Annotated in this window: 17 protein-coding genes and 1 tRNA gene; 5 read left to right on the forward strand and 13 right to left on the reverse strand. The window is 62.7% G+C overall.

Features of this window, described 5'->3' with window-relative positions:
* Positions 1-45: 45 nt before the first annotated feature.
* Positions 46-1,668, forward strand: a complete 1,623-nt coding sequence (locus ABRP95_RS10110) for an AMP-binding protein (RefSeq protein WP_349839380.1) — start codon at positions 46-48, stop codon at positions 1,666-1,668.
* Here ABRP95_RS10110 and ABRP95_RS10115 read toward each other — a convergent pair.
* The 3 genes from ABRP95_RS10115 to ABRP95_RS10125 form a co-directional block, all read right to left on the reverse strand.
* Positions 1,652-2,128 (reverse strand): hypothetical protein, encoded by a 477-nt coding sequence (locus ABRP95_RS10115; protein WP_349839381.1) that lies wholly within the window; start codon positions 2,126-2,128, stop codon positions 1,652-1,654. The two genes, ABRP95_RS10110 and ABRP95_RS10115, sit on opposite strands and share 17 nt — an antisense overlap.
* An 88-nt stretch (positions 2,129-2,216) precedes the next feature.
* Positions 2,217-2,292: transfer RNA gene (locus ABRP95_RS10120), tRNA-Thr, on the reverse strand.
* 142 nt (positions 2,293-2,434) lie between these two features.
* Entirely contained in the window at positions 2,435-3,634 is a 1,200-nt protein-coding gene (locus ABRP95_RS10125) for a DNA polymerase III subunit delta' (RefSeq protein WP_284785471.1), read from the reverse strand.
* Between the two features lie 37 nt (positions 3,635-3,671).
* Between ABRP95_RS10125 and ABRP95_RS10130 the strand changes: the two genes are divergently transcribed.
* Both ABRP95_RS10130 and ABRP95_RS10135 read left to right on the forward strand, forming a co-directional pair.
* Entirely contained in the window at positions 3,672-5,204 is a 1,533-nt protein-coding gene (locus ABRP95_RS10130; protein ID WP_349838525.1) for an adenylate/guanylate cyclase domain-containing protein, read from the forward strand.
* Entirely contained in the window at positions 5,204-6,412 is a 1,209-nt protein-coding gene (locus ABRP95_RS10135; RefSeq protein WP_349839382.1) for a DUF418 domain-containing protein, read from the forward strand. Before ABRP95_RS10130 ends, ABRP95_RS10135 begins: the two co-directional genes overlap by 1 nt.
* On the opposite strand, the gene ABRP95_RS10140 is transcribed toward ABRP95_RS10135, so the two are convergent.
* Together ABRP95_RS10140 and topA are read right to left on the reverse strand one after the other, a co-directional pair.
* Complete coding sequence (locus ABRP95_RS10140; RefSeq protein WP_284770755.1) at positions 6,405-7,142, reverse strand: hypothetical protein; 738 nt, start codon at positions 7,140-7,142, stop codon at positions 6,405-6,407. The genes ABRP95_RS10135 and ABRP95_RS10140 overlap by 8 nt on opposite strands.
* Positions 7,143-7,168: 26 nt before the next feature.
* Positions 7,169-10,162: a type I DNA topoisomerase gene (topA, locus tag ABRP95_RS10145; RefSeq protein ID WP_349839384.1), complete on the reverse strand. Its 2,994-nt coding sequence runs from the start codon at positions 10,160-10,162 to the stop codon at positions 7,169-7,171.
* A gap of 246 nt (positions 10,163-10,408) precedes the next feature.
* On the opposite strand from topA, the gene ABRP95_RS10150 reads away from it, so the two are divergent.
* On the forward strand, positions 10,409-11,047 hold the full coding sequence (locus ABRP95_RS10150; RefSeq protein ID WP_023016600.1) for a DedA family protein: 639 nt from the start codon (positions 10,409-10,411) through the stop codon (positions 11,045-11,047).
* Positions 11,048-11,062: 15 nt separating this feature from the next.
* Here the strand turns inward: ABRP95_RS10150 and ABRP95_RS10155 are convergent, their stop codons facing one another.
* The gene (locus tag ABRP95_RS10155; RefSeq protein WP_005276524.1) at positions 11,063-11,266 is read right to left on the reverse strand and encodes a cold-shock protein; all 204 of its coding nucleotides are present in this window, start codon (positions 11,264-11,266) and stop codon (positions 11,063-11,065) included.
* Between the two features lie 180 nt (positions 11,267-11,446).
* Between ABRP95_RS10155 and ABRP95_RS10160 the strand changes: the two genes are divergently transcribed.
* Positions 11,447-13,819, forward strand: coding sequence for a DEAD/DEAH box helicase (locus tag ABRP95_RS10160; RefSeq protein ID WP_349839386.1), 2,373 nt, complete (start codon positions 11,447-11,449; stop codon positions 13,817-13,819).
* Here the strand turns inward: ABRP95_RS10160 and ABRP95_RS10165 are convergent.
* The 7 genes from ABRP95_RS10165 to ssd all read right to left on the reverse strand — a co-directional run bounded on the left by ABRP95_RS10165 (position 13,816) and on the right by ssd (position 18,409).
* Positions 13,816-14,139 (reverse strand): Rv3654c family TadE-like protein, encoded by a 324-nt coding sequence (locus ABRP95_RS10165; protein ID WP_284850372.1) that lies wholly within the window; start codon positions 14,137-14,139, stop codon positions 13,816-13,818. The genes ABRP95_RS10160 and ABRP95_RS10165 overlap by 4 nt on opposite strands.
* A complete protein-coding gene (locus tag ABRP95_RS10170) occupies positions 14,132-14,446 on the reverse strand; it encodes a hypothetical protein (RefSeq protein ID WP_284783208.1) in 315 nt (104 codons plus the stop codon). The genes ABRP95_RS10165 and ABRP95_RS10170 overlap by 8 nt, the downstream gene beginning before the upstream one ends.
* Before the next feature lie 33 nt (positions 14,447-14,479).
* On the reverse strand, positions 14,480-14,683 hold the full coding sequence (locus ABRP95_RS10175) for a DUF4244 domain-containing protein (RefSeq protein ID WP_005276515.1): 204 nt from the start codon (positions 14,681-14,683) through the stop codon (positions 14,480-14,482).
* A gap of 64 nt (positions 14,684-14,747) precedes the next feature.
* A complete protein-coding gene (locus ABRP95_RS10180) occupies positions 14,748-15,371 on the reverse strand; it encodes a type II secretion system F family protein (protein ID WP_284770751.1) in 624 nt (207 codons plus the stop codon).
* The gene (locus ABRP95_RS10185; RefSeq protein ID WP_349839388.1) at positions 15,368-16,147 is read right to left on the reverse strand and encodes a type II secretion system F family protein; all 780 of its coding nucleotides are present in this window, start codon (positions 16,145-16,147) and stop codon (positions 15,368-15,370) included. The genes ABRP95_RS10180 and ABRP95_RS10185 overlap by 4 nt, the downstream gene beginning before the upstream one ends.
* Positions 16,140-17,342 (reverse strand): TadA family conjugal transfer-associated ATPase, encoded by a 1,203-nt coding sequence (locus ABRP95_RS10190; RefSeq protein ID WP_349839389.1) that lies wholly within the window; start codon positions 17,340-17,342, stop codon positions 16,140-16,142. Before ABRP95_RS10190 ends, ABRP95_RS10185 begins: the two co-directional genes overlap by 8 nt.
* On the reverse strand, positions 17,339-18,409 hold the full coding sequence (ssd, locus tag ABRP95_RS10195) for a septum site-determining protein Ssd (RefSeq protein ID WP_349839391.1): 1,071 nt from the start codon (positions 18,407-18,409) through the stop codon (positions 17,339-17,341). Before ssd ends, ABRP95_RS10190 begins: the two co-directional genes overlap by 4 nt.
* Positions 18,410-18,604 lie beyond the last annotated feature (195 nt).

Genomic DNA, 18,604 nt, shown 5'->3' on the forward strand with positions numbered 1-18,604 from the left:
GTAGTTATATTTTCGTTATCTTCTCTTTTCGGAGCTTTCTCTTCCATGAAATTGTCTGATGTTCCCTTCCACGCCTCCGCGCTCAGCCAGTTCTTTCCTGCCCTCTTCAAGTCAGGGCTTATCACCCGGCAAGGCGGGCTTGGCGGGCAGCTCAAGCTCCTGCCCAACCTCGCGCGTTACCGCTTCACCACGGCGCGCGAAATCGAGCAGGCCTATTTAACCTGCCCCGATCGCCTCGCGCTTATCGATGACGATGGCACCCTCACCTACCGCCAGCTGCGATCCCACGCGCAGAATTTCGCCCGCTACCTAGAGTCCTTGGAGCTGCCGGAAATCCGGCTCGGCGTCATGGCCCGCAACGGCCGCGGCATCATCATTCCTTTGGGCGCCAAGGGCTACGCCGGTGCCGGGATCTACCTACTCAATGTCGGTTCTTCCCCAGAGCAGCTCGCCGGCTGCATCGAAGAAAATGGCATTAACGTCCTCGTCATCGATGATGAATTCATCGATCGCGTCGATCCCAACCTCGATATTCCGGTCATTATCGCCCACGATACGGGAGCAAGCGATCTGCCCACGCTCGAGAAAATCGTGAAGAATCCCCTGGATATCGAGCTTCCCACCTTTCCCAAGCACGGCCCCATCGTGCTGATGTCCTCCGGCACGACCGGCATCCCCAAGGGCATCGTGCGCCCTGAGCCGACGTTGCCCGTCGTGCTCGCCTCCATCGTGGGCAATATCCCGTGGCGCGCCGATCAGCGTGTGCAGATGACGGCCTCCATCTTCCACACCTGGGGGTGGGCCTGCATCAATATCGCCTTGGGGCTGCGCAATACCATCGTCACCCGCCGCGTCTTTGAGCCGGAGCAGGTGCTTGATGATGTCCAACGCTACCGCCTCGACGGCATGCTCTCCTCCCCCATCTTTTTCAAGCGCTTGGTGGATCACGATCCCGAGGGTTCCTTCGATACCTCCAGCCTGAACTTCATCGCCTCTGCCGGCAATGCACTTACCCCGCAGGTGGTCAAGGACACCAACGCGCGCTTCGGCCCCATCCTGTGCAACGTCTACGGCTCCACGGAGCTGGCGCTTGCCTCAACGGCCACGATGGAACAAGTCGCAGAAAACCCTGATGCGGTGGGCAAGGTGGCCAATGGCACCAAGCTGCGCATCCTCGATGAGGAGGGCCACCCCGTTCCTCGCGGCGAGGTGGGCGAAATCTACCTCACCAATTCCACCGCCATGACCGGCTATACCAACCCCAAGCTCAAGCTCAATCGGATCGATGGATTGTTGTCGATCGGTGATCTTGGGTACATCGACAAGCAGGGCTTCCTCCACGTCGTGGGCCGGGCCGATGACATGATCATCGTGGGCGGCGAGAATGTCCACCCCCAGTCCGTGACCGAGGTGCTCGAGGCCATGCCCGGCATCGATGAAGTGCACGCGGGTGGTGTGGAGGATAGCGAGACCTTCAGCCGCATCGCCGTCTGGGCGGTGCCTACTGCCGATGCCGCCGGCCGCGAACTGACTGCCGATGCCATCCGCGCCTGGGTGCACGAAAAGCTCGCCGAGCACTCCGTGCCCCGCGATGTGCATTTCTTATCCAAGCTGCCGCGCAATGCCACCGGCAAGGTGGTTCCGCGCCTGCTCAAGCACGGCGATTAAATTTTTCAATGCCCCACCACATCGGTGGGGTAAAGAGCACGGCAACAAGCCAATAAATCAACCAGAAGCTGCCGTCTAGCCCTACCACCGCGATGCTAACTATAAGGATCGCAGCCGTCACCGCACTGGCATATACGGATTTTCTTAAATTATTATCGGACTGATTCCCAGACTCGGTTTTCGACTTCCCGCTGAGTTTCCGATCAACTGCGCGTATGATATCGCCGCCAAAGACCAGCGAAAATGCGATATAAAAAGCTGCGAAACCGTGCATGAATCCCGCTTCGCCATCATTATGCATGGTGAAAAATGAGAAAATTAACAGGACTATGTCAATAATTGGCGTAGCGATAAAAAATGCCAGTCCAATTCTTGGGGCCTTAACGATGTAGCGGAGAACACCACCCAGAATGAGGCACGCCCAAAAGAGAATTTCTGCTGCGACGGTAGCAATAAGCAATGTATCGTCTGCTCCCTCATCAAGGCCATATGGCCTGCTTCAATTGAAAGAGAGTTTACATTAAGGAAGAAACCCGCACAGATAAAAATGGAGCCGCCTGCGAGAATCGAACTCGCGACCTTTTCATTACGAGTGAAATGCTCTACCGACTGAGCTAAGGCGGCGCGCTACTTAAGCAGCACTGGCGATTCTATCGCAGGGGTGGCGCGGAAAAGAAATCGGTGCCTAGGCCTGGTTTTTGGCGGGCCGGTGTTAAACTCCGGCCCGATACTAGCGACGGTCCCGGTACTAGACAGCCCCCCAGCGCTAAAGGCAGGCCCGCCGCAGCCTGCCCACCAAGCCGTCGAAGGCAATCTGCGTACCTACGTTCTGGGTCAGCTGCTCGCGGCAATAAGAAATGGCGGACTGGCACTCCAAGAGGCCCTCCTCGTTCACCCGCTGCGCCAGCTCGCCAGATAGCCCCGCGAAATCCGGGTGGGTCATCTCCACCTGCGCGCCCACCTTTGTCATCAGCGCGTCGCGGTAAATTCCGGAGAGATCGACGAGCACTAGGTCGAGGTTATCGATGACCCGTCGCTTCGCCCGCTTCTTGTGCTGTTCTTGTAGGTCCTTGATGGCGGAGCGGGCATCACGCTGCGCCTTCGCCGCGCCCTTGCCCTTCGCGCCCACGCCAAAGGTATTTTCCAGCTTGGCCAGCTCCGCTTCTTCTTCCTCCTTGTGCGATTCCTTCGCGTCCGCATCCACCAGCTTGAGAAGCGAGGTCACCGCCTGAAAGCCCTGGGATTCGTGGAAGATGTCCTCGGCCAGGTTGATGGCCACAGCGCGGCGTTTTTGCACCGTCGGCTCTGCCACCAAGTGGCGCGCCCTGCCCACGTGGCGCAGGGAAGTGACGGCGGCGAGGCGGGCATCGTGATCCGAGGCGCCTTCGCTCACCAGCTGGGCAACGATATTGTCCACCGACGGCGAGGGGATGTACAGGTGCCGGCAGCGCGAGCGCAGGGTCTGGGAGAAATCCTCGGGGGCATCGGAAGGCGCGCACATGATAATCACGGTGCGCTCCGGCGGCTCCTCCACCGTCTTGAGCAGCGCGTTGGCGCCGTTATTGTTGAGGCGATCCGCGTTATTGAAGATCACCACGCGCCACGGGGCGACCGTGGGCAGGCTCGCGGCGCGCCCAATGACCTCTCGCACCGTATCCACCGGGATGATGACCTCCTGCGGGTCCACCAAGACCAGGTCCGTGTGCTGCTTGGTGCCTAGCACGGCGCGGCAGGCCTCGCATTTTCCGCAGCCCGGTTCCTCCGGATCCGTGCACATGAGCGCGGCCGCGAAATCGATTGCGGCCAAGGAACGCCCCGAACCGGGCGGGCCGGTAAAGAGCCAGGAATGGCTCATCGCCCGCGGATCTGCCCCCGGCATCCCCCGCGCCGCCCGCGCGGCACCCAAGATAGTGCGGGCCACACCTGGGGTATCTGCCAATCGTTGCGCAACGCTTCCCGTATTCACTCGCTCTAGCCTACTGGTCTTACTACAGTAAGTAGTTATGAACAGACTATTGCGTGGCGCTCGTTGGCTTATGGGAACCCAATGGCCGGTATACGCTGCCTTGGTCTTGGGCGCCAATCTCATCGGCGCCATCGCGATCATGACCTTCATCCTCTATTTCCTGCCCATGCCGGAAATCGAGGACTTTGCCGCCGAGCTGCCCAACCTCAAGGGCGTGGCGGCGGTCTACCTCATCTTTGCCGTCATCATCGGCATCGCCGCTACCCTGCTGCTCTTCCGCCCCGTGCTGGACTGGCAGCGCAATCCCGATGCGCACGATCCAAATATGGTGCGCACCCTCGTACTGCGCATCCCTGTGTACCAATCCCTGGTCGCGGCCGCGGTCTGGCTCATCGGCATTATCCTGACGGTGGTTATCTCCAGCGGGCAGTCCGGGCGTCTCGGACTCGTCGTGGGGGTCTCCACCACCCTGGCGGGCCTAGTGGTCATCATCTTGACCTACCTGCAGGCAGAGCGCCTCGTGCGGCCCGTCGCCGCGCAGGCCGTCGCCCGCCGCTTTGAAGATTCCACCGTCGAACCGCCCATCAAGTATCGCCTCTTTTCGACCTGGCTGATGACCTCCGGGGTGCCGCTACTCGGCATCGTGTTGGTGCTGCTGGGGCAGCACACCGGGCTCTTCTCCGGCGATACCAGCGAAATCATCCCGGCCATCGTGGCACTGGCCCTCACGGCCTTGGCCACTGGGTTTATCGGCACCAGCTTCGCCATCATGAGCGTGGTCGATCCCATCGTGGAATTGCAGGATGCGATCAACCGCGTGCGCCGCGGCGAGTCCGATGCCGAGGTCGATATCTACGATGGATCCGAGCTCGGCGTCCTGCAGGCGGGATTTAATGAGATGATGCGCGGGCTGCGCGAGCGCCAACGCGTCCGCGATATCTTCGGCCGCTACGTGGGCACCGAGGTGGCCCAGCGCGCCCTTGATGAGCGCCCCGAATTGGGCGGGGAGGATCGGAAGGTCGCGGTGCTGTTCATCGATGTCATCGGTTCCACCACCTTCGCGGTCAACCACTCCCCCGAAGAAGTGGTCACGGAGCTCAATAAATTCTTCGAGCACGTCGTGACGGTGGTGCACCGCAATAAGGGCATCATCAATAAGTTCCAAGGCGATGCCGCCCTCGCCGTCTTTGGCGCGCCGCTCAACGTGTACGACTCGACTTCGATGGCGCTGCAGGCCGCCCGCGAGCTGCGCGGGGAATTGCGCGGGCTCGAGCTGCAGGCCGGCATCGGCGTCGCCTCCGGCCACGTGGTGGCAGGCCACATCGGCGGCGCGGATCGCTTCGAGTACACCGTCATCGGCGATGCCGTTAACGAGGCCGCCCGCCTGACCGAAATGGCCAAGGACACCCCCGGCCAGGTCCTGACCAACGCTGCTACCTTAAAGACCGCCAACGAGGCCGAGCAGGCCCGCTGGACCGTCATGAAATCCATCGAGCTGCGCGGGCGCCGCCGCATGACCCAGCTGGCGCGCCCCATCCGCGCCAGCCTGGCAGAAAGGTGCGAAATCTAATGGCCAGCACCCGCCTCATCGTGCCCGATGCTGCGCGCGGAATGGCGCTTTTAGGCATCGCGATAGCGAATATGACCACCGCGTGGATCATCACCGAGGACCGCCCGGGCGCGTATTTCGGCGGCATCCTCAATGACAGCGTGCTCGATAAAATCGCCGTCGTCTTCGGCGCTTTCTTCGTGCACAACCGCGGCCTACCCATGTTTTCGACCCTGCTGGGCTTCGGCGTGGGGCTTATTGCGATGAGCCTGTGGCGGCGGGGATTTCCGCTGGGGGAGGCAAGGAGGGTCATCGCCAAGCGCTATGGCTTCCTCGCGCTGTTGGGCGCGGTGCACATGGTGCTGCTGTTTTGGGGCGATATCATGTTTGTCTACGGCATTGCGGGCATAGTCATTGCCCTGCTGCTCACGCTGCATAATTCTACGCTGCGCAAGATTTCTTATATCGCGCTCGGGGTGCTGACGATGCTCGGCATCGCCGCGTTTATTTTCTCCGCGGTGGACGGCGGGCTCGATATCCCCGTCGATGCCATTGGCACGGTGAATTCCTACGGTGACCTGCTGCTCAGCCAGCTTCTCACCCTGGGCGCGCAGATCATCTCCGCCCCACTCATCGTGCTGATGTACCTGCCGGTCATGCTGGTGGGCTTTGTGTGGGCGCGCGAGGGCGTGCTTGCCGATGTCCCCTCTCACCGCCCCCAACTCCTGCGCTGGGTGGCCATCGCCGCCGCCGTAACGCTGGTCATTGGCACGCTGTGGTCTTTGGGCACCCTCGGGGTCATTGATGAGCGTTGGGCGAACGCCGCCAGTAGCGCCAATTCCACCCTCGGCGTGCTAACCGGGCCGGGAATCCTCGCCGGGCTCGCCCTTATCTTGCAGCCCGTGCAAGAGCGCCTAGCAACCGGTGCCTCCGTGCCCGCGCTCTTGTGGCCCTTCGTCGCGCTGGGGAAACGATCCATGAGTGGTTATGTGGGCCAGTCGATGCTGTTTTTCCTTATCGTGCACCCCTTCACGCTGGACTACGGCCACGACTTAGGAGCCTTCGGCCAAGCCGGGCTCGCCTGCGGCGTGTGGCTGGTCACCGTGATTGGCGCGTGCGTGCTCGAAGCGCTGGGCCTGCGCGGGCCCTTCGAGGTGGTGCACCGCCGGCTGTCTTATGGCCCGAGCATGCAGCCGGAGCGGAGCTTGCCTAGGCAGGGCCTTACCTAGACAGGGCATCGACTAGCAGGAAGTGCCCGAGGGCCAAGGCACCAGCCTCCGCCGCGCCCACTGCTCTGGCCGCCTTCGAGGGCTTGGCATGTTTCTTGTCCTTCTGAGACCCGGCTGCTGCTATTCGCGCTCGCAGCGCAGTCAGGCCTTCCGCCGCGACCAAGAGATTGGCGCCGTGGCTCAAGCCCTTCGTCGCATCGGTGCGCAGGCGCGGATCGCCCGCCAGCGCCGAGGTGGTCAGCACCGCCGCGCCGCCCACCGCTACCGCGGTCCGAGTGGGCTGCTTGCGCGTGGCGACGAGCGCCGCCGCCCACGCCATGGCGCGCAGGCCCCAACCGCGGGCATCGTTGCGCGCGCCGCGCCGATAAAGCACCCACGAATACGCCGCGTGGCTAGCGGTAACGCCTGCCACCCCAAGGAGGGAGGGGCGGTGCAAGCGGCGCGACTTTTCCACCTGGCCCACCGCGCCGGCCAGCAGTGCGGGGCTCAGGGTGGGGTTTTGCGCCTCCGCCGCCAAAAGGGGCAAAAGCGGCGCGCTTGTGATGGTGTGGGCCTTCTTCCAGCCAAAGAGGCGGGCCCATACCGTGGATTCACCAAGCGCCAGGTACGCGAAACGCCGCCAGCCCCGCGGCGTGCGCCGGGCTGGGTCGGTGACATCGGCAAAGGTTTCGGACACCGCGCGGGTCAAGGCCGCGGCGCCTTCCTCGGTGCGGGCAAGAAAATCATTCATGCCCGCCACCTTACTAATTTCTTCGCTTATTTCTTCCGCGAGCCGGCCTTCACCACGTTCTTCGTGCCGGGCGAAGGCTTCGAGCTGGATTTCTTAGCCGCCTTCTTCGCGCCCTTCTTAGTGGCCTTCTTGCTGGACTTCTTGGTCGCCTTCTTCGTCGATTTCTTGGTCGACTTCTTTGTGCTCTTCTTAGAAGACTTCTTCTTCGTCTCCCCAGAGGCCTCTTTGGCGCGGCGCTCGGAAAGGAGCTCGTTGGCGCGGGCATCGGTAAGCTGCTCCGGATCGTCGCCGCGGCGCAGGGACGCATTGGTGGTGCCGTCCGTAACGTACGGGCCGAAGCGGCCATCCTTAACGGTCATAGGCTTGCCCGAGACGTCATTATCGCCGAGTTGCTTGAGCGGCGGCTGTGCGGCCGCGCGGCCACGGCGCTTCGGCTCCGCATAAATGCGGCGGGCCTCATCCAAGGTGATGCTAAAGATCTGCTCTTCCTTAGCCAGCGAGCGCGAATCCGATCCCTTCTTCAGGTAGGGGCCGTAGCGGCCGTTTTGGGCAGTGATCATCTCCCCGTCGTCCACGCCCACCTCGCGCGGCAGGGACAGCAGCTCAAGGGCCTGTTCCAGCGTGACGGTCAGCGGCTCCATCGAGCTAAAGAGCGAGGCCGTGCCCGGCTTCAGCTTCTCATCAATGTAGTCATTGATGCGCTTTTCCTTTTGCTTCGCGGCCGTCTTGGTCTCCCAATTCTTGGCGCGCTTGCCTTCCTCGGCGCGCTGCTTATCCTCTTCTGCGCGCTCCTTCGCGACGATCTCCAAGGCCTCCGCCTCGGCCTTTTCCCGCTCATCATCGCGGACGACCTCGGTGACATAGGGGCCAAAGCGGCCTTCCTTCGCCACCACCATGCGGCCGTTTTCGGGATTCTCGCCCAGCTGGCGCCCGCCCTGCGAGGTGGCGAAGAGCTTTTCCGCCAGCTGTTCATTCAGCCCGTCCGGGGTCACGGTTTCAGAGAGGTTGGCGCGCTGATATTCCACGCTGCCGTCCTCGTTGGTGCCGATCGCGCGCTCGATATAGGGCCCGTAGCGGCCGACGCGCACGAAGACCTCGCGGCCCTCCGAATCGGTATAGAGCTTCAGCGAGTTGACCTTGCGGGCATCGATGGCCTCGAGGTTGACATCGATAAGCGATTTCAGCCCGCCATGCCGCGCGATGGAGGCCGCCTTGTGCTCGTTGGCCTCAGCGTTGCCAAAGTAAAAGCCGTTCAGCCAGTCCGTGCCATCCTCCGTTCCGGTGGCAATCGAGTCCAGCTCATCTTCCATGGACGAGGTGAAGTCATAATCCACCAGCTCGGTGAAGTTTTCTTCCAAGAGGCCCACGACGGCGAAGGCTACCCACGAAGGCACTAGGGCGTTGCCGCGCGAGACCACGTAACCGCGGTCTTGGATGGTCTTGATGATGGAGGCATACGTCGACGGGCGCCCGATGCCCAAGTCTTCCATCTTTTTCACCAGGCTCGCTTCTGTATAGCGCGCCGGCGGGTTGGTGGAGTGGCCTTCTGCCGATACCTCTTCGGCCTTCAGATCGCGGCCCTCCTCCAGGTGCGGCAGGCGGTTCTCGCTCTTCTTGCTCGTATCCTCGTCGGCGCCGTAAGCCTTCAAGAAACCCGGGAAGGTAATGGTGCGGCCGGTTGCGGAGAACTCGACGTCATAGGTGCCGTTATCCGTGGTCGCGGTGCCAGCCACGGCCACCTTCATGGAGGTGCCCTTAGCATCGGCCATCTGCGAGGCCACGGTGCGCTTCCAAATCAGGTCATAGAGCTTAAATTCCTCCGCATCCAGCTGGCTAGACAGCTGGCCCGGGGTGGCAAAGGACTCACCGGCGGGGCGGATCGCCTCGTGCGCTTCCTGCGAGTTTTTGACGCGGCGGTCATAAACGCGCGGGGAATCCGAGACGTATTCTTCGCCATAAATGCTGGTGGCGGAGCTGCGCGCGGCGTTCAAACCCTGCTTAGACAGCGAAGAGGAGTCCGTACGCATATACGTAATGTGGCCGTTTTCGTAAAGGCGCTGTGCAATGCGCATCGTACGCTCAGAGGTAAAGTGCAGGCGCCGGCCCGCCTCCTGCTGCAGCGTCGAGGTCATAAACGGCGCATAAGGCTTGCGGGTATAGGGCTTGTGTTCTACCCCGGACACGGTCATGCCCGCGCCCTGCAGGGCCTTTTCCAAGGCCTCCGCCTGCGGCTGGGTGATGACGATGACGTCCTTGGTCTTCACGTTTCCGCGATCGTCGAAATCACGGCCCACAGCCACGCGCTTGCCATTAACGGCGGTCAGGCGCGCGTCAAAGGCCGACGGGCCCTCGCCGCTGCCCGCCCCCGCGTCCAGGGTGGCGAGCAAATCCCAGTAATCGGCGGAGATAAACGCCATGCGCTCGCGCTCGCGCTCGACGATGACCCGCGTGGCCACCGACTGCACGCGCCCGGCCGAAAGCCGCGGCATGACCTTCTTCCACAGCACGGGCGAGACTTCGTAGCCGTAGAGGCGGTCGAGGATGCGGCGGGTTTCTTGGGCATCAATAAGGTCATAGTCCAAGTCGCGGGTGTTTTCCGCCGCCTCCAAGATGGCGGACTTGGTGATCTCATTAAAGACCATGCGGCGCACCGGCACCTTCGGCTTTAAGACCTCCAACAGGTGCCAAGCAATGGCCTCGCCCTCGCGGTCCGGGTCTGTTGCCAGCAAGAGGTTATCGCACTGCTTCAGCTTGGATTTGAGGTCGGCGACCTTTTTCTTCTTATCCGGGCTAACGACGTAGAGCGGGGCGAAGTCATCTTCCGGGTTAACACCCAAGCGGGCCCAAGATTCTTTCTTGAACTTCGCCGGCACGTCGGCAGCTCCCTGCGGGAGATCGCGGATATGCCCCACGGAGGCCTCCACGATGTAGTTATCTCCCAGGTACGGCTGGATCTTTTTCGCCTTAGTTGCCGACTCCACAATCACTAAAGTTTTGCCCGGCTCGGCCGCTTCTGCCACTTCGACTTCATCCCTTTCGATGATGCGAACATTAAAATTTGTGCGCTTTCAGCAATCGCCCCTAGCGTACACAGGTGGTTTATACCGTTCTTCGCACCATATACTCGGTAAGACCAAAAGGCTGTGTAGGGGGCGCTTCGCACCCCCACCGAACCGGTCTATACTGACCTTTTTAGAAAGTCCAGCAGCTGTGAAAGCATTGTTGGGGACGATAGCACACCCACAACACACCCCGTGGAGGATTAGATGGTTGACACAGTAACCATGTGGATTGAAGCCATCATGGGCACGGAGTGGGTTTATCCCATCGTGGGCCTGCTCATTTTCGGGGACTGTTTCTTTCCAGTGCTCCCCTCTGAAATCCCGCTGAATATGGTCGGCGCTTGGTCCGGTTCGCAGGGATTTCCGCACCTGCCCACCATGTTCTTTGTGGCGCTCGTAGCAGCCATGTTGGGCGATAACCTGTGCTTTTTGCTGGGCACGCGGTTCATGCCGCTGCTTAACCGCATTCAAAAAGGAACAAAGGCCTACGAGGCCCTCTCCTGGGTAAAACGCAATGTGCGCCGCGGCGGTGGAGCGGCCATTATCATTGCCCGCTTTATCCCCTCGGCCAGGCTCTTTATGACCATTTTGCTGGGGTCAATGCGCTTTCCCTGGCCGGTCTTCCTCTTCTTCGACACCATTGGCGTGATGCTCTGGGTATTCCAGGCCCTGGCCATTGGTTATGTCGGCGGCATGGCGTTTTCCGATACCCCACTATTTGCGATGGTCATCAGCATTATCGCCGCCATCTTCATCGGCTTGGGACTGCAAAAGGCCCAAAACAGCATCATGGAGTGGTGGGATACCCGCCGCGGCTACGCCGAAACGCCCTACGGCGCTTAAAAACCCTAGAGAATTTTAGAGAATGGAAACGGCCTGCGCCTGGTCGCCCTTCGGGCCGGATCCAACCTCGAAGCTGACCTTCTGGTTTTCTTCCAAGGTGCGGAAACCGCTGCCCTGAATTTCGGAGTAATGCACGAAGATGTCTCCGCCGCCGTCCTCGCGCTCGATGAAGCCGTATCCCTTTTCGGAGTTAAACCACTTAACGGTTCCTTGTGTCATGGTGAACTGAGTTCCTTTTCTTAAAGAGGTAGCGCGGATTGCCGCGCCGGTAGTTATTCGGTAAATGGGTCCTCGAGCAGTACCGTGAAGTATAAAACCGCACCAAGACAACATTGGCCTGTCAACAGTGTGACACGTTCCACGCCAAAGCGATAGATTTAACTCACAAGGGGGTAAAAATTGTCTCACCCGGCTGGCGATAACCCCATTGGTGAAGAGCTCCTAGAACTCATCCAGCGGCGCCTTTCTGAGTCCACCCTGACGTTTCACACCACGCTCCCGGCAAAGCGGGCGCGCTACGCCGATTGGCCGGAGTGGGTGCTGCCGGGGTTGAAGGAGGAGGTGATGGATGGGGGCATCGGCAAGCTCTATGCGCACCAAGCCGAGCTCGCCGAATGCGCGTGGCAGGGCCGCGACGCCGTGATTTCTACCGGCACCTCGTCCGGCAAATCCTTGGGCTACCAGCTGCCCATCCTCACCCGGCTGGCAGAGGATCAGACCGCGTGCGCGCTCTACCTCACCCCCACCAAGGCCCTGGGATCGGACCAGCTGCAATCCGCAATCGAGCTGTGCCGAGGGATTCCGGAGCTCAAGAACGTGGTGCCCGCGCCCTATGACGGCGATACGCCCCAGGAGTCGCGGACGGGCGTGCGCGATCATTCGCGCCTGGTGTTTTCCAATCCCGATATGGTGCACATGTCCATGCTGGCCGCGCACGCGCGGTGGGCGCGGGTGCTGCGCCACCTGGAGTTCATCGTCATCGATGAATGCCACTCCTACCGGGGCGTATTCGGCGCCAATGTGGCCCTGGTTCTGCGCCGCTTGCTCCGCCTGTGCCGGCATTATGGATCGCGTCCCACCATCATTTATGCCTCCGCGACCATGAATGATCCGGCGCGGCATGCCGAGCGCCTCACCGGCCGCCCGGCGCACGCCATTACTGAAGATTCCGCCCCCACCGGCGCGCGCACGGTCGCGCTCTGGGAGCCTGAGTTCCTGGAGGGCGCGGAGGGCGAGCACGGCGCCCCCGTGCGGCGCGCGGCCACCACCGAGTCCGCCGAGATGATGGCGACCTTCATAGCGGAAGGCGCCCGGACCATGACTTTCGTGCGCTCCCGCCGCTCCGCCGAGGTCGTGGCGATGGTAGCCGCCGAGACCCTCTCCGGCAGCTTGGGCCGGCCTGATTTCGCGCAGCGCATCGCCGCCTACCGCGCCGGCTATCTGGCCGAGGACCGCCGCAGGTTGGAGCAGGCGCTTGACGATGCCTCCTTATTAGGCGTTGCCACCACCTCCGCCCTCGAGCTGGGCATCGACGTCGGCGGGCTCGATGCCGTGGTCACCGCAGGGTTTCCGGGCACCGTAGCCAGTTTTTGGCAGCAGGCCGGGCGCGCAGGCCGGCGCGGGCAAGGCTCGCTCGTAGTGCTCGTCGCCCGCGATGAACCCATGGACACCTACCTGGTGCACCACCCCGATGCGCTACTGGGAAAACCGGTGGAAGCAAGCGTCTTTAACCCCACGAACCCCTATATTCTCTTCGGTCACCTCTACTGCGCGGCGGTGGAAAAACCGCTGGATGATACCACCATTGCTGAGTGGGGTGCCAGCGAGGTCATCCACCAGCTTGCGGAGCAGGGCCTCGTGCGCCGCCGCGAGCGCGGGTGGTTTGCCGTGCCGATTCCCGCCTCCAGCGCGGAAGAGCTCTCCCCGGAAACCGCTCACTCAGCGGTATCGCTGCGCGGTGGGGCGGGCGAGGAGGTCATGATCGTGGATGCCTCCGATGGGCGGCTACTGGGCACCATCGATGCAGCGCGCGCGACCAGCCAGGTCCACCCCGGCGCGGTCTACCTGCACCAGGGCGAAAGCTTTGTCATCGAGGAACTCCTCCTGGCCGATTATGTGGCGCTTGCCCGCCCGGAGACCCCCGAGTATTCGACCACCCCGCGCTCTACCACGGATATCCGCATCGTGCGCGAGGCCGATAACCTGGTCAATTATTCCCCGGGCCTGTGGGTAGCGGACGTGGAGGTCGAGGTCACCGACCGCGTCACCGGCTACCAGGTGCGGCTTGCCGATGGCACCATCGGCGACGATATTCCCCTCGATCTCCCGGAACAGCGGCTGACCACCCGCGCCGTGGCCTATACCATCGACCCGCTGGCGCTTTCTGCGATGGGCATTACCGCCGCCGATATCCCCGGCACCTTGCATGCGGCAGAACACGCCGCCATTGGCCTGTTGCCGCTTATCGCCACCTGCGACCGCTGGGATATCGGCGGCGTATCCACCGCCCTGCACGCGGATACGCAGCTTCCCACCGTCTTTGTCTACGACGGCCACCCCGGCGGTGCCGGGTTTGCCGAAGAGGGATTCCGCCGCTTCCCCGAGTGGATCGCGGCTACCTTTGAGGCGGTGCGCTCCTGCCCGTGCGAGGCCGGGTGCCCATCGTGCGTGCAATCGCCCAAGTGCGGCAACGGCAATAATCCCCTGAGCAAGGACGGCGCCATCAAGCTGCTCGGTGCGCTCGTCACTATGACGCAGGAGGCCGCGGTTTAAACTGGGCCCGCTTTGGCCGTGGCGCTCTGGCCGCGCACCGCGGCAACGGCGATGATATCGGATGCATTTTCGGTGCATTCCTCGAGGCTCGCGCCGTTTTCCCGCGCGGTGCTTTCTGCGGCCGCACACGCGTCCTTGCCGGTGGCTAAGGCCCACGCGCCAGCCACGGCGGCAAGGTCCGCGGCCACTTGCGCTTCATGGCGCGCGGTCACGCGTGATCCTACCGCCGCGATGACCAGTAACAGGCTGATAATGGCGACGATGATTCCGGTGGCGGCAATGGTGGCGTATCCGTCCTCGCCGCGGAGCCTGCTAGTCATTGCCGGCCACCTCCGCGGGAAAGACCGCTTCCGCGCTCATGGTGCCAATGGGAGCATCGACGCTTACCGATGCCCTGAAAAGCCCCGCGCTTTCCTGCACGCTTACCCGGGCATCCTCTCGCGCTGGTTGGTACTCGACGCCGATGGCGTGCGACCTAGCCGCCGCGCCCGCCATGTCCACCGCCGCGATATAGGACGCCATCGTCGCGATCGCACCGATGATACCCGCCGCCACGAGGACGAGGGAGCTTAATGCCAGGGCGGCTTCGATGGTCACCGAACCATCGTCATCGACTACCGTGCGCATGATTCCTCCTTTCTGTTTCTCTAGTGCGCCCGGCTAGCTCGGGGTATTCGATAGCGCATCGGTGATAATTCCCTCGATGGCATCGACCACGCCGCCGCCGTTGATGACCATGTACAGCACGCCGGCAAGCGCTGCGGCCGCGAGCGATCCCATGGCGTATTCAATCGTGCTCATCCCCTCATCGTTGCGGACGAGGGCGCGGGTGAGCTGGGAGTACTTAATAAATAGTGCAGACATTTTAGGAGTCCTTTCTTAAAAGGTGTGGTGGTTGAGTAGTTGAATAGAAGTGAAAATGGTGCATCTAGAAAAGCTGCGCGCCCAAGCTGATCACTACGGGCGCGAGGCCTAGAACGATGAATGCTGGCAGGAAGCACACCGCCAGCGGGAGGGCAATGAATACTCCTGCGCGCTCTGCTTTAGCCGTAGCGTGAGCAGATGCTTCGGCGCGCAAAGAAGTACAGATTCGCGTGCATCCGGCGGCTATGGTGGCGCCGGATTGGCCCGATAAGATGACAAGCCCCGCCACGTCCTCTAGTCCCGCATGGCCCTTCATGTGGTCCCATGCAGATTCCGTGGGCACGCCAACTCCCAGGAGCGCGGATACCGTCTCCCACAGGTGCTGGGTATCGGCCTCTGCCGTACGCGCGACCGCCGTAGCAGCGGCGTGCACCGTCAGGCCCGCACTCAGGCAAGCTGCGAAAAGTTCGATATCCCCGGCCACGAGGAGTGGATCCACGGTGGTAGAGGGCTGGAGTTTGCTCATCAATCCCCCGCGCACTGTTGCGCCATCGCGCTTTCTTGGGCCGGCGCGCGGGGTCTTCGCCGTGTGCTGTGCTGTGTTCTGTGCCGTAGCCGGTCCCAGCCGCCCCTTGGTGGCCGGCAGCCCAACGAGCACGGCCAGCGCCAGGCAGATAAAGGCCATCATGGTGCCGCCTTCCTGATGATGACGCGGGACCAGGCAAAGCCGCTGCAGGCAAGCCCCACCCCAATGACCAGCAGGATTCCGCCCACTCCCCCGCCGAGCAAAAAGCCCAGCGAATTGGCCCCCATCGCCCCGCCCATGGCGATGCCCGCAATGGGAAGACACGCCAAGACCGTCGCCGTAGCTTGGGGTCCCTGCAGCCCGGCTGCGGTGGATTGGTGGTGGCGGCGCAGCGCATCCATCCGGCTTTGGGCCTGCTCAAAGAGGCTGGCTACCCCGATGCCATGCTGAGTAGATAATTCGAGCAGGTGGCCTAACCGGGTAAGTTCTGCATCCGCATGGGCGCCAGAGAGCGCCACGTGTGGGGGCGCGCCGCGGGCCGCCGCGGTAGCGGTGGATTCTAAGGCCGCGCTCATATCCCGCGGCGTCGTCGAGGGAAGGGACTCCGCCCCGCGCGATAGCGCGCTTGCGAGGGTCGCCCCGGCGCGCAGGTCAGCGGTCACGACACCGAAGTATCCGGCTAGGGCCTCGCGGCCGCGCCGGCGCGTGCGGGCGGCCATGACGTCCTTGATATACCACGACACGCACCAGGCAATTATCGATGCCGCGACCGCAATACTTATCCGCCCGACCGAGAAGAAGACCAAGCTGCCGCAGAATACGGCACCTAAAATGACCAAGGAGCTGGCCTTTATCCGGCTGTCCTTGCCAGCAATGCGGGATGCGCTCGAGGGCGCAGACAGCAAGAGGGCTGCGGCGAGCAATAAGAAGCTAAGCATCCGCCTGACCTCCTGCTTCTTCGCGCTGTTCCTCCAACAGCGCGGCCGAGAATTCCGCAAAGCCAGGCGCGGGCCCCTTGGTTGCACTCCAGACAATGCGCGGGGTGACCGGATTGCCCTCTAAGACGCCGATATGAGCCAGGCGCCGGCCATGTGGCGTGCGCTCCATGGTGAGCACCACGTTGACGGCAGCCGCCAATTGCGAGTGCAGGGCGCTGCGGTCCAGGCCGCCGAGTGCGCCGAGAGCCTCCATGCGGGCGGGTACCTCAAAGAGGGAATTGGCGTGCAAGGTACCCGCACCGCCATCGTGGCCCGTATTCAGCGCGGCGAGGAGATCGACTACCTCTGGGCCGCGAATCTCACCGACGACGATGCGGTCTGGGCGCATGCGCAGCGCTTGCCGCAGCAATTGCGCCATGGTGATTTCCCCGCTGCCTTCAGCGTTTGCCCGGCGCGAGACGATGCTCACGCAATGCGGGTGGTGGGGTGATAGCTCCGCCGTATCTTCGATGACCACGATGCGCTCGCGCTCGGATACGGTTCCCAATAGCGCCGAGAGCAGCGTCGTCTTGCCGGAGCCGGTACCTCCGATAACGAGGAAGGACACTCGCTTTTTCACCATCGCGGCAAGCAGCTGGCTGATGTCCTCCGGCACGGTGCCATTGGCCACCAACTGCGGCAGGGTGGTCTGCGCCTGCCGCAATACGCGCAGGCTAATGCACGTTCCGCCCACTGCGGGTGGGCTTAAAAGGGCATGCACGCGGAGCACGACGCCATCGGGGCGCGTGACGCGGCCATCGGCAAAAGGCTGGGCATCATCAAGCCGCGTGCCCGATGCCGCGGCCAACCGAGAGGCAAGCTGGCGCACCTCCCCATCGTTGCGAAAGGTGATATCGCTGCGCTCTAGCCCCTCTCCTCGGTCCATAAAGACGTGTTCAGGCCCGTTGACCACGACATCGGTCACGCCCTGCCGGGCCAATAAGGCATCCAGTGGCCCCATGCCGGTGGCATCTTGGCGCAAGCGCCGGAGCAGATCCACCACGGCGACATCACTGATAACCCCTGCTTCCTCGCGGATCCGCCGGGCCAAGCTAGGGGCGTCGTGCACCAGATCCGGCTCGGCGGCAATGAGCCGCTGCATCTTCTCCATGGTCTTTTCCATGGTCTCGGCCGAGCTATCCATCGCTGCGCTCATACCCCTACCTCCTCGCGCACCGCACGGACGGTTTTGGCGAGCGCCGCGGGAAGCCGGGCTGGGAGTCCACCGATCTCTATGCTGCGGGTGAGCCCGCGCACGCTGGGCAATTGGGCACTGACTCGGTGGTGGATAATGTCTTCTACCTCGGGTGCGCTGAGAGCCGCCCACTGCCGTTGGCGCAGCACCACCACGATGTCGCGCCGCGCCTCATCCAGTCGCAGGATAAGTTGTGCGGCCGCCGCGGCCGATCGCACTTCCGCGGCCACCACCAGCACCACGTGCGTGCAGGCAGCCGGGATATTTTCGGCCGTGCAATCCACCACGCACAGGCCCTCTCCCGCGTGCGCCGCAGACGTCACCGCCGCCAAGAGCGTGGCATCTAGCGTGAAGGTATCTTTGACCGTACTGCGCGCTGCGGATAGCACCGCTATGCCATCGGAAGTAGAGGGCAAGGCGCGGTAGAGATCGGCGGCATCGATGCTGCCATCGCCAATATTGAGCTCTGGCCAGCGGGCACCCGGCGCCGTTTCCACGCCGAGGAGGAGATCGAGCCCTCCGGAGTGCGTGGTGGCATCGATAAGCAGCGCCCGCGCCTGCTCATTCGCCGTGCAGTGGGAACGCGCCAGGGCGGCGGCAAAGGTGGAGGTGCCTACCCCTCCGCTGGCGCCCACCACCGCGATGGTGGCGGTACCGGGGCGATCTTCTGGCGGGTGCGCGGCCTGGGCGATTGCCGCCAGCAGGTCTTTAATTTCCGCGGGGATAATAAAGGCGCGGTCCGCATGGCAGGCAAGTGCTGCCTCATAATCGATGGGCCCCGGATCCGCGGCGAGAAAAAGCACCGGGACGGGCGTGGTCTGTGCGGCTTGGGCAGAGGCGATAACGCGCGCCATGAGCGCATCGACCAGAACCGTATAGGCCCCGGGAAGGCTACGCGGAATATCGCGGGGATCGGTCACCGCAATGACCTCGTGGCTGGTCGCGACGGCGGCATGGACCGCCTCAGCGCGCAAGGCTTCCTCGCCTATGGCAACGACGATGGTGGAACGAGAGTGTGCTGTATTCATGCCCCTAGCCTGAAGCACCTGTGCCACCTGCACTAGAGGCGTGACTTCCCGCCTGTGGATAAATGCGCGAAGGTTACCACTTAGCGCTCGGTTAGTTGCATTTTCAACAAAGTCTTGTGGATAACCGTAGATATAGGTGACGGCCCGCGCATCGGGGGTGCGCGCGGGCCGTCAGTAACCCGGCCTCGGGGGGGG

Origin of the sequence: Corynebacterium sp. KPL2895 (genome assembly GCF_040225815.1) — a bacterium.
Classification (GTDB): Bacteria; Actinomycetota; Actinomycetes; order Mycobacteriales; family Mycobacteriaceae; genus Corynebacterium; species Corynebacterium rhinophilum.

What these genes read in the sequence shown, in the direction of transcription:
- ABRP95_RS10110 (WP_349839380.1), top strand. Translation starts at nt 46, where the DNA reads ATGAAATTGTCTGATGTTCCCTTCCACGCCTCCGCGCTCAGCCAGTTC.
- ABRP95_RS10130 (WP_349838525.1), top strand. Translation starts at nt 3,672, where the DNA reads ATGAACAGACTATTGCGTGGCGCTCGTTGGCTTATGGGAACCCAATGG.
- ABRP95_RS10135 (WP_349839382.1), top strand. Translation starts at nt 5,204, where the DNA reads ATGGCCAGCACCCGCCTCATCGTGCCCGATGCTGCGCGCGGAATGGCG.
- ABRP95_RS10140 (WP_284770755.1), bottom strand. Translation starts at nt 7,142, where the DNA reads ATGAATGATTTTCTTGCCCGCACCGAGGAAGGCGCCGCGGCCTTGACC.
- ABRP95_RS10150 (WP_023016600.1), top strand. Translation starts at nt 10,409, where the DNA reads ATGGTTGACACAGTAACCATGTGGATTGAAGCCATCATGGGCACGGAG.
- ABRP95_RS10155 (WP_005276524.1), bottom strand. Translation starts at nt 11,266, where the DNA reads ATGACACAAGGAACCGTTAAGTGGTTTAACTCCGAAAAGGGATACGGC.
- ABRP95_RS10165 (WP_284850372.1), bottom strand. Translation starts at nt 14,139, where the DNA reads ATGACTAGCAGGCTCCGCGGCGAGGACGGATACGCCACCATTGCCGCC.
- ABRP95_RS10170 (WP_284783208.1), bottom strand. Translation starts at nt 14,446, where the DNA reads ATGCGCACGGTAGTCGATGACGATGGTTCGGTGACCATCGAAGCCGCC.
- ABRP95_RS10175 (WP_005276515.1), bottom strand. Translation starts at nt 14,683, where the DNA reads ATGTCTGCACTATTTATTAAGTACTCCCAGCTCACCCGCGCCCTCGTC.
- ABRP95_RS10180 (WP_284770751.1), bottom strand. Translation starts at nt 15,371, where the DNA reads ATGATGGCCTTTATCTGCCTGGCGCTGGCCGTGCTCGTTGGGCTGCCG.
- ABRP95_RS10185 (WP_349839388.1), bottom strand. Translation starts at nt 16,147, where the DNA reads ATGCTTAGCTTCTTATTGCTCGCCGCAGCCCTCTTGCTGTCTGCGCCC.
- ABRP95_RS10190 (WP_349839389.1), bottom strand. Translation starts at nt 17,342, where the DNA reads ATGAGCGCAGCGATGGATAGCTCGGCCGAGACCATGGAAAAGACCATG.
- ssd (WP_349839391.1), bottom strand. Translation starts at nt 18,409, where the DNA reads ATGAATACAGCACACTCTCGTTCCACCATCGTCGTTGCCATAGGCGAG.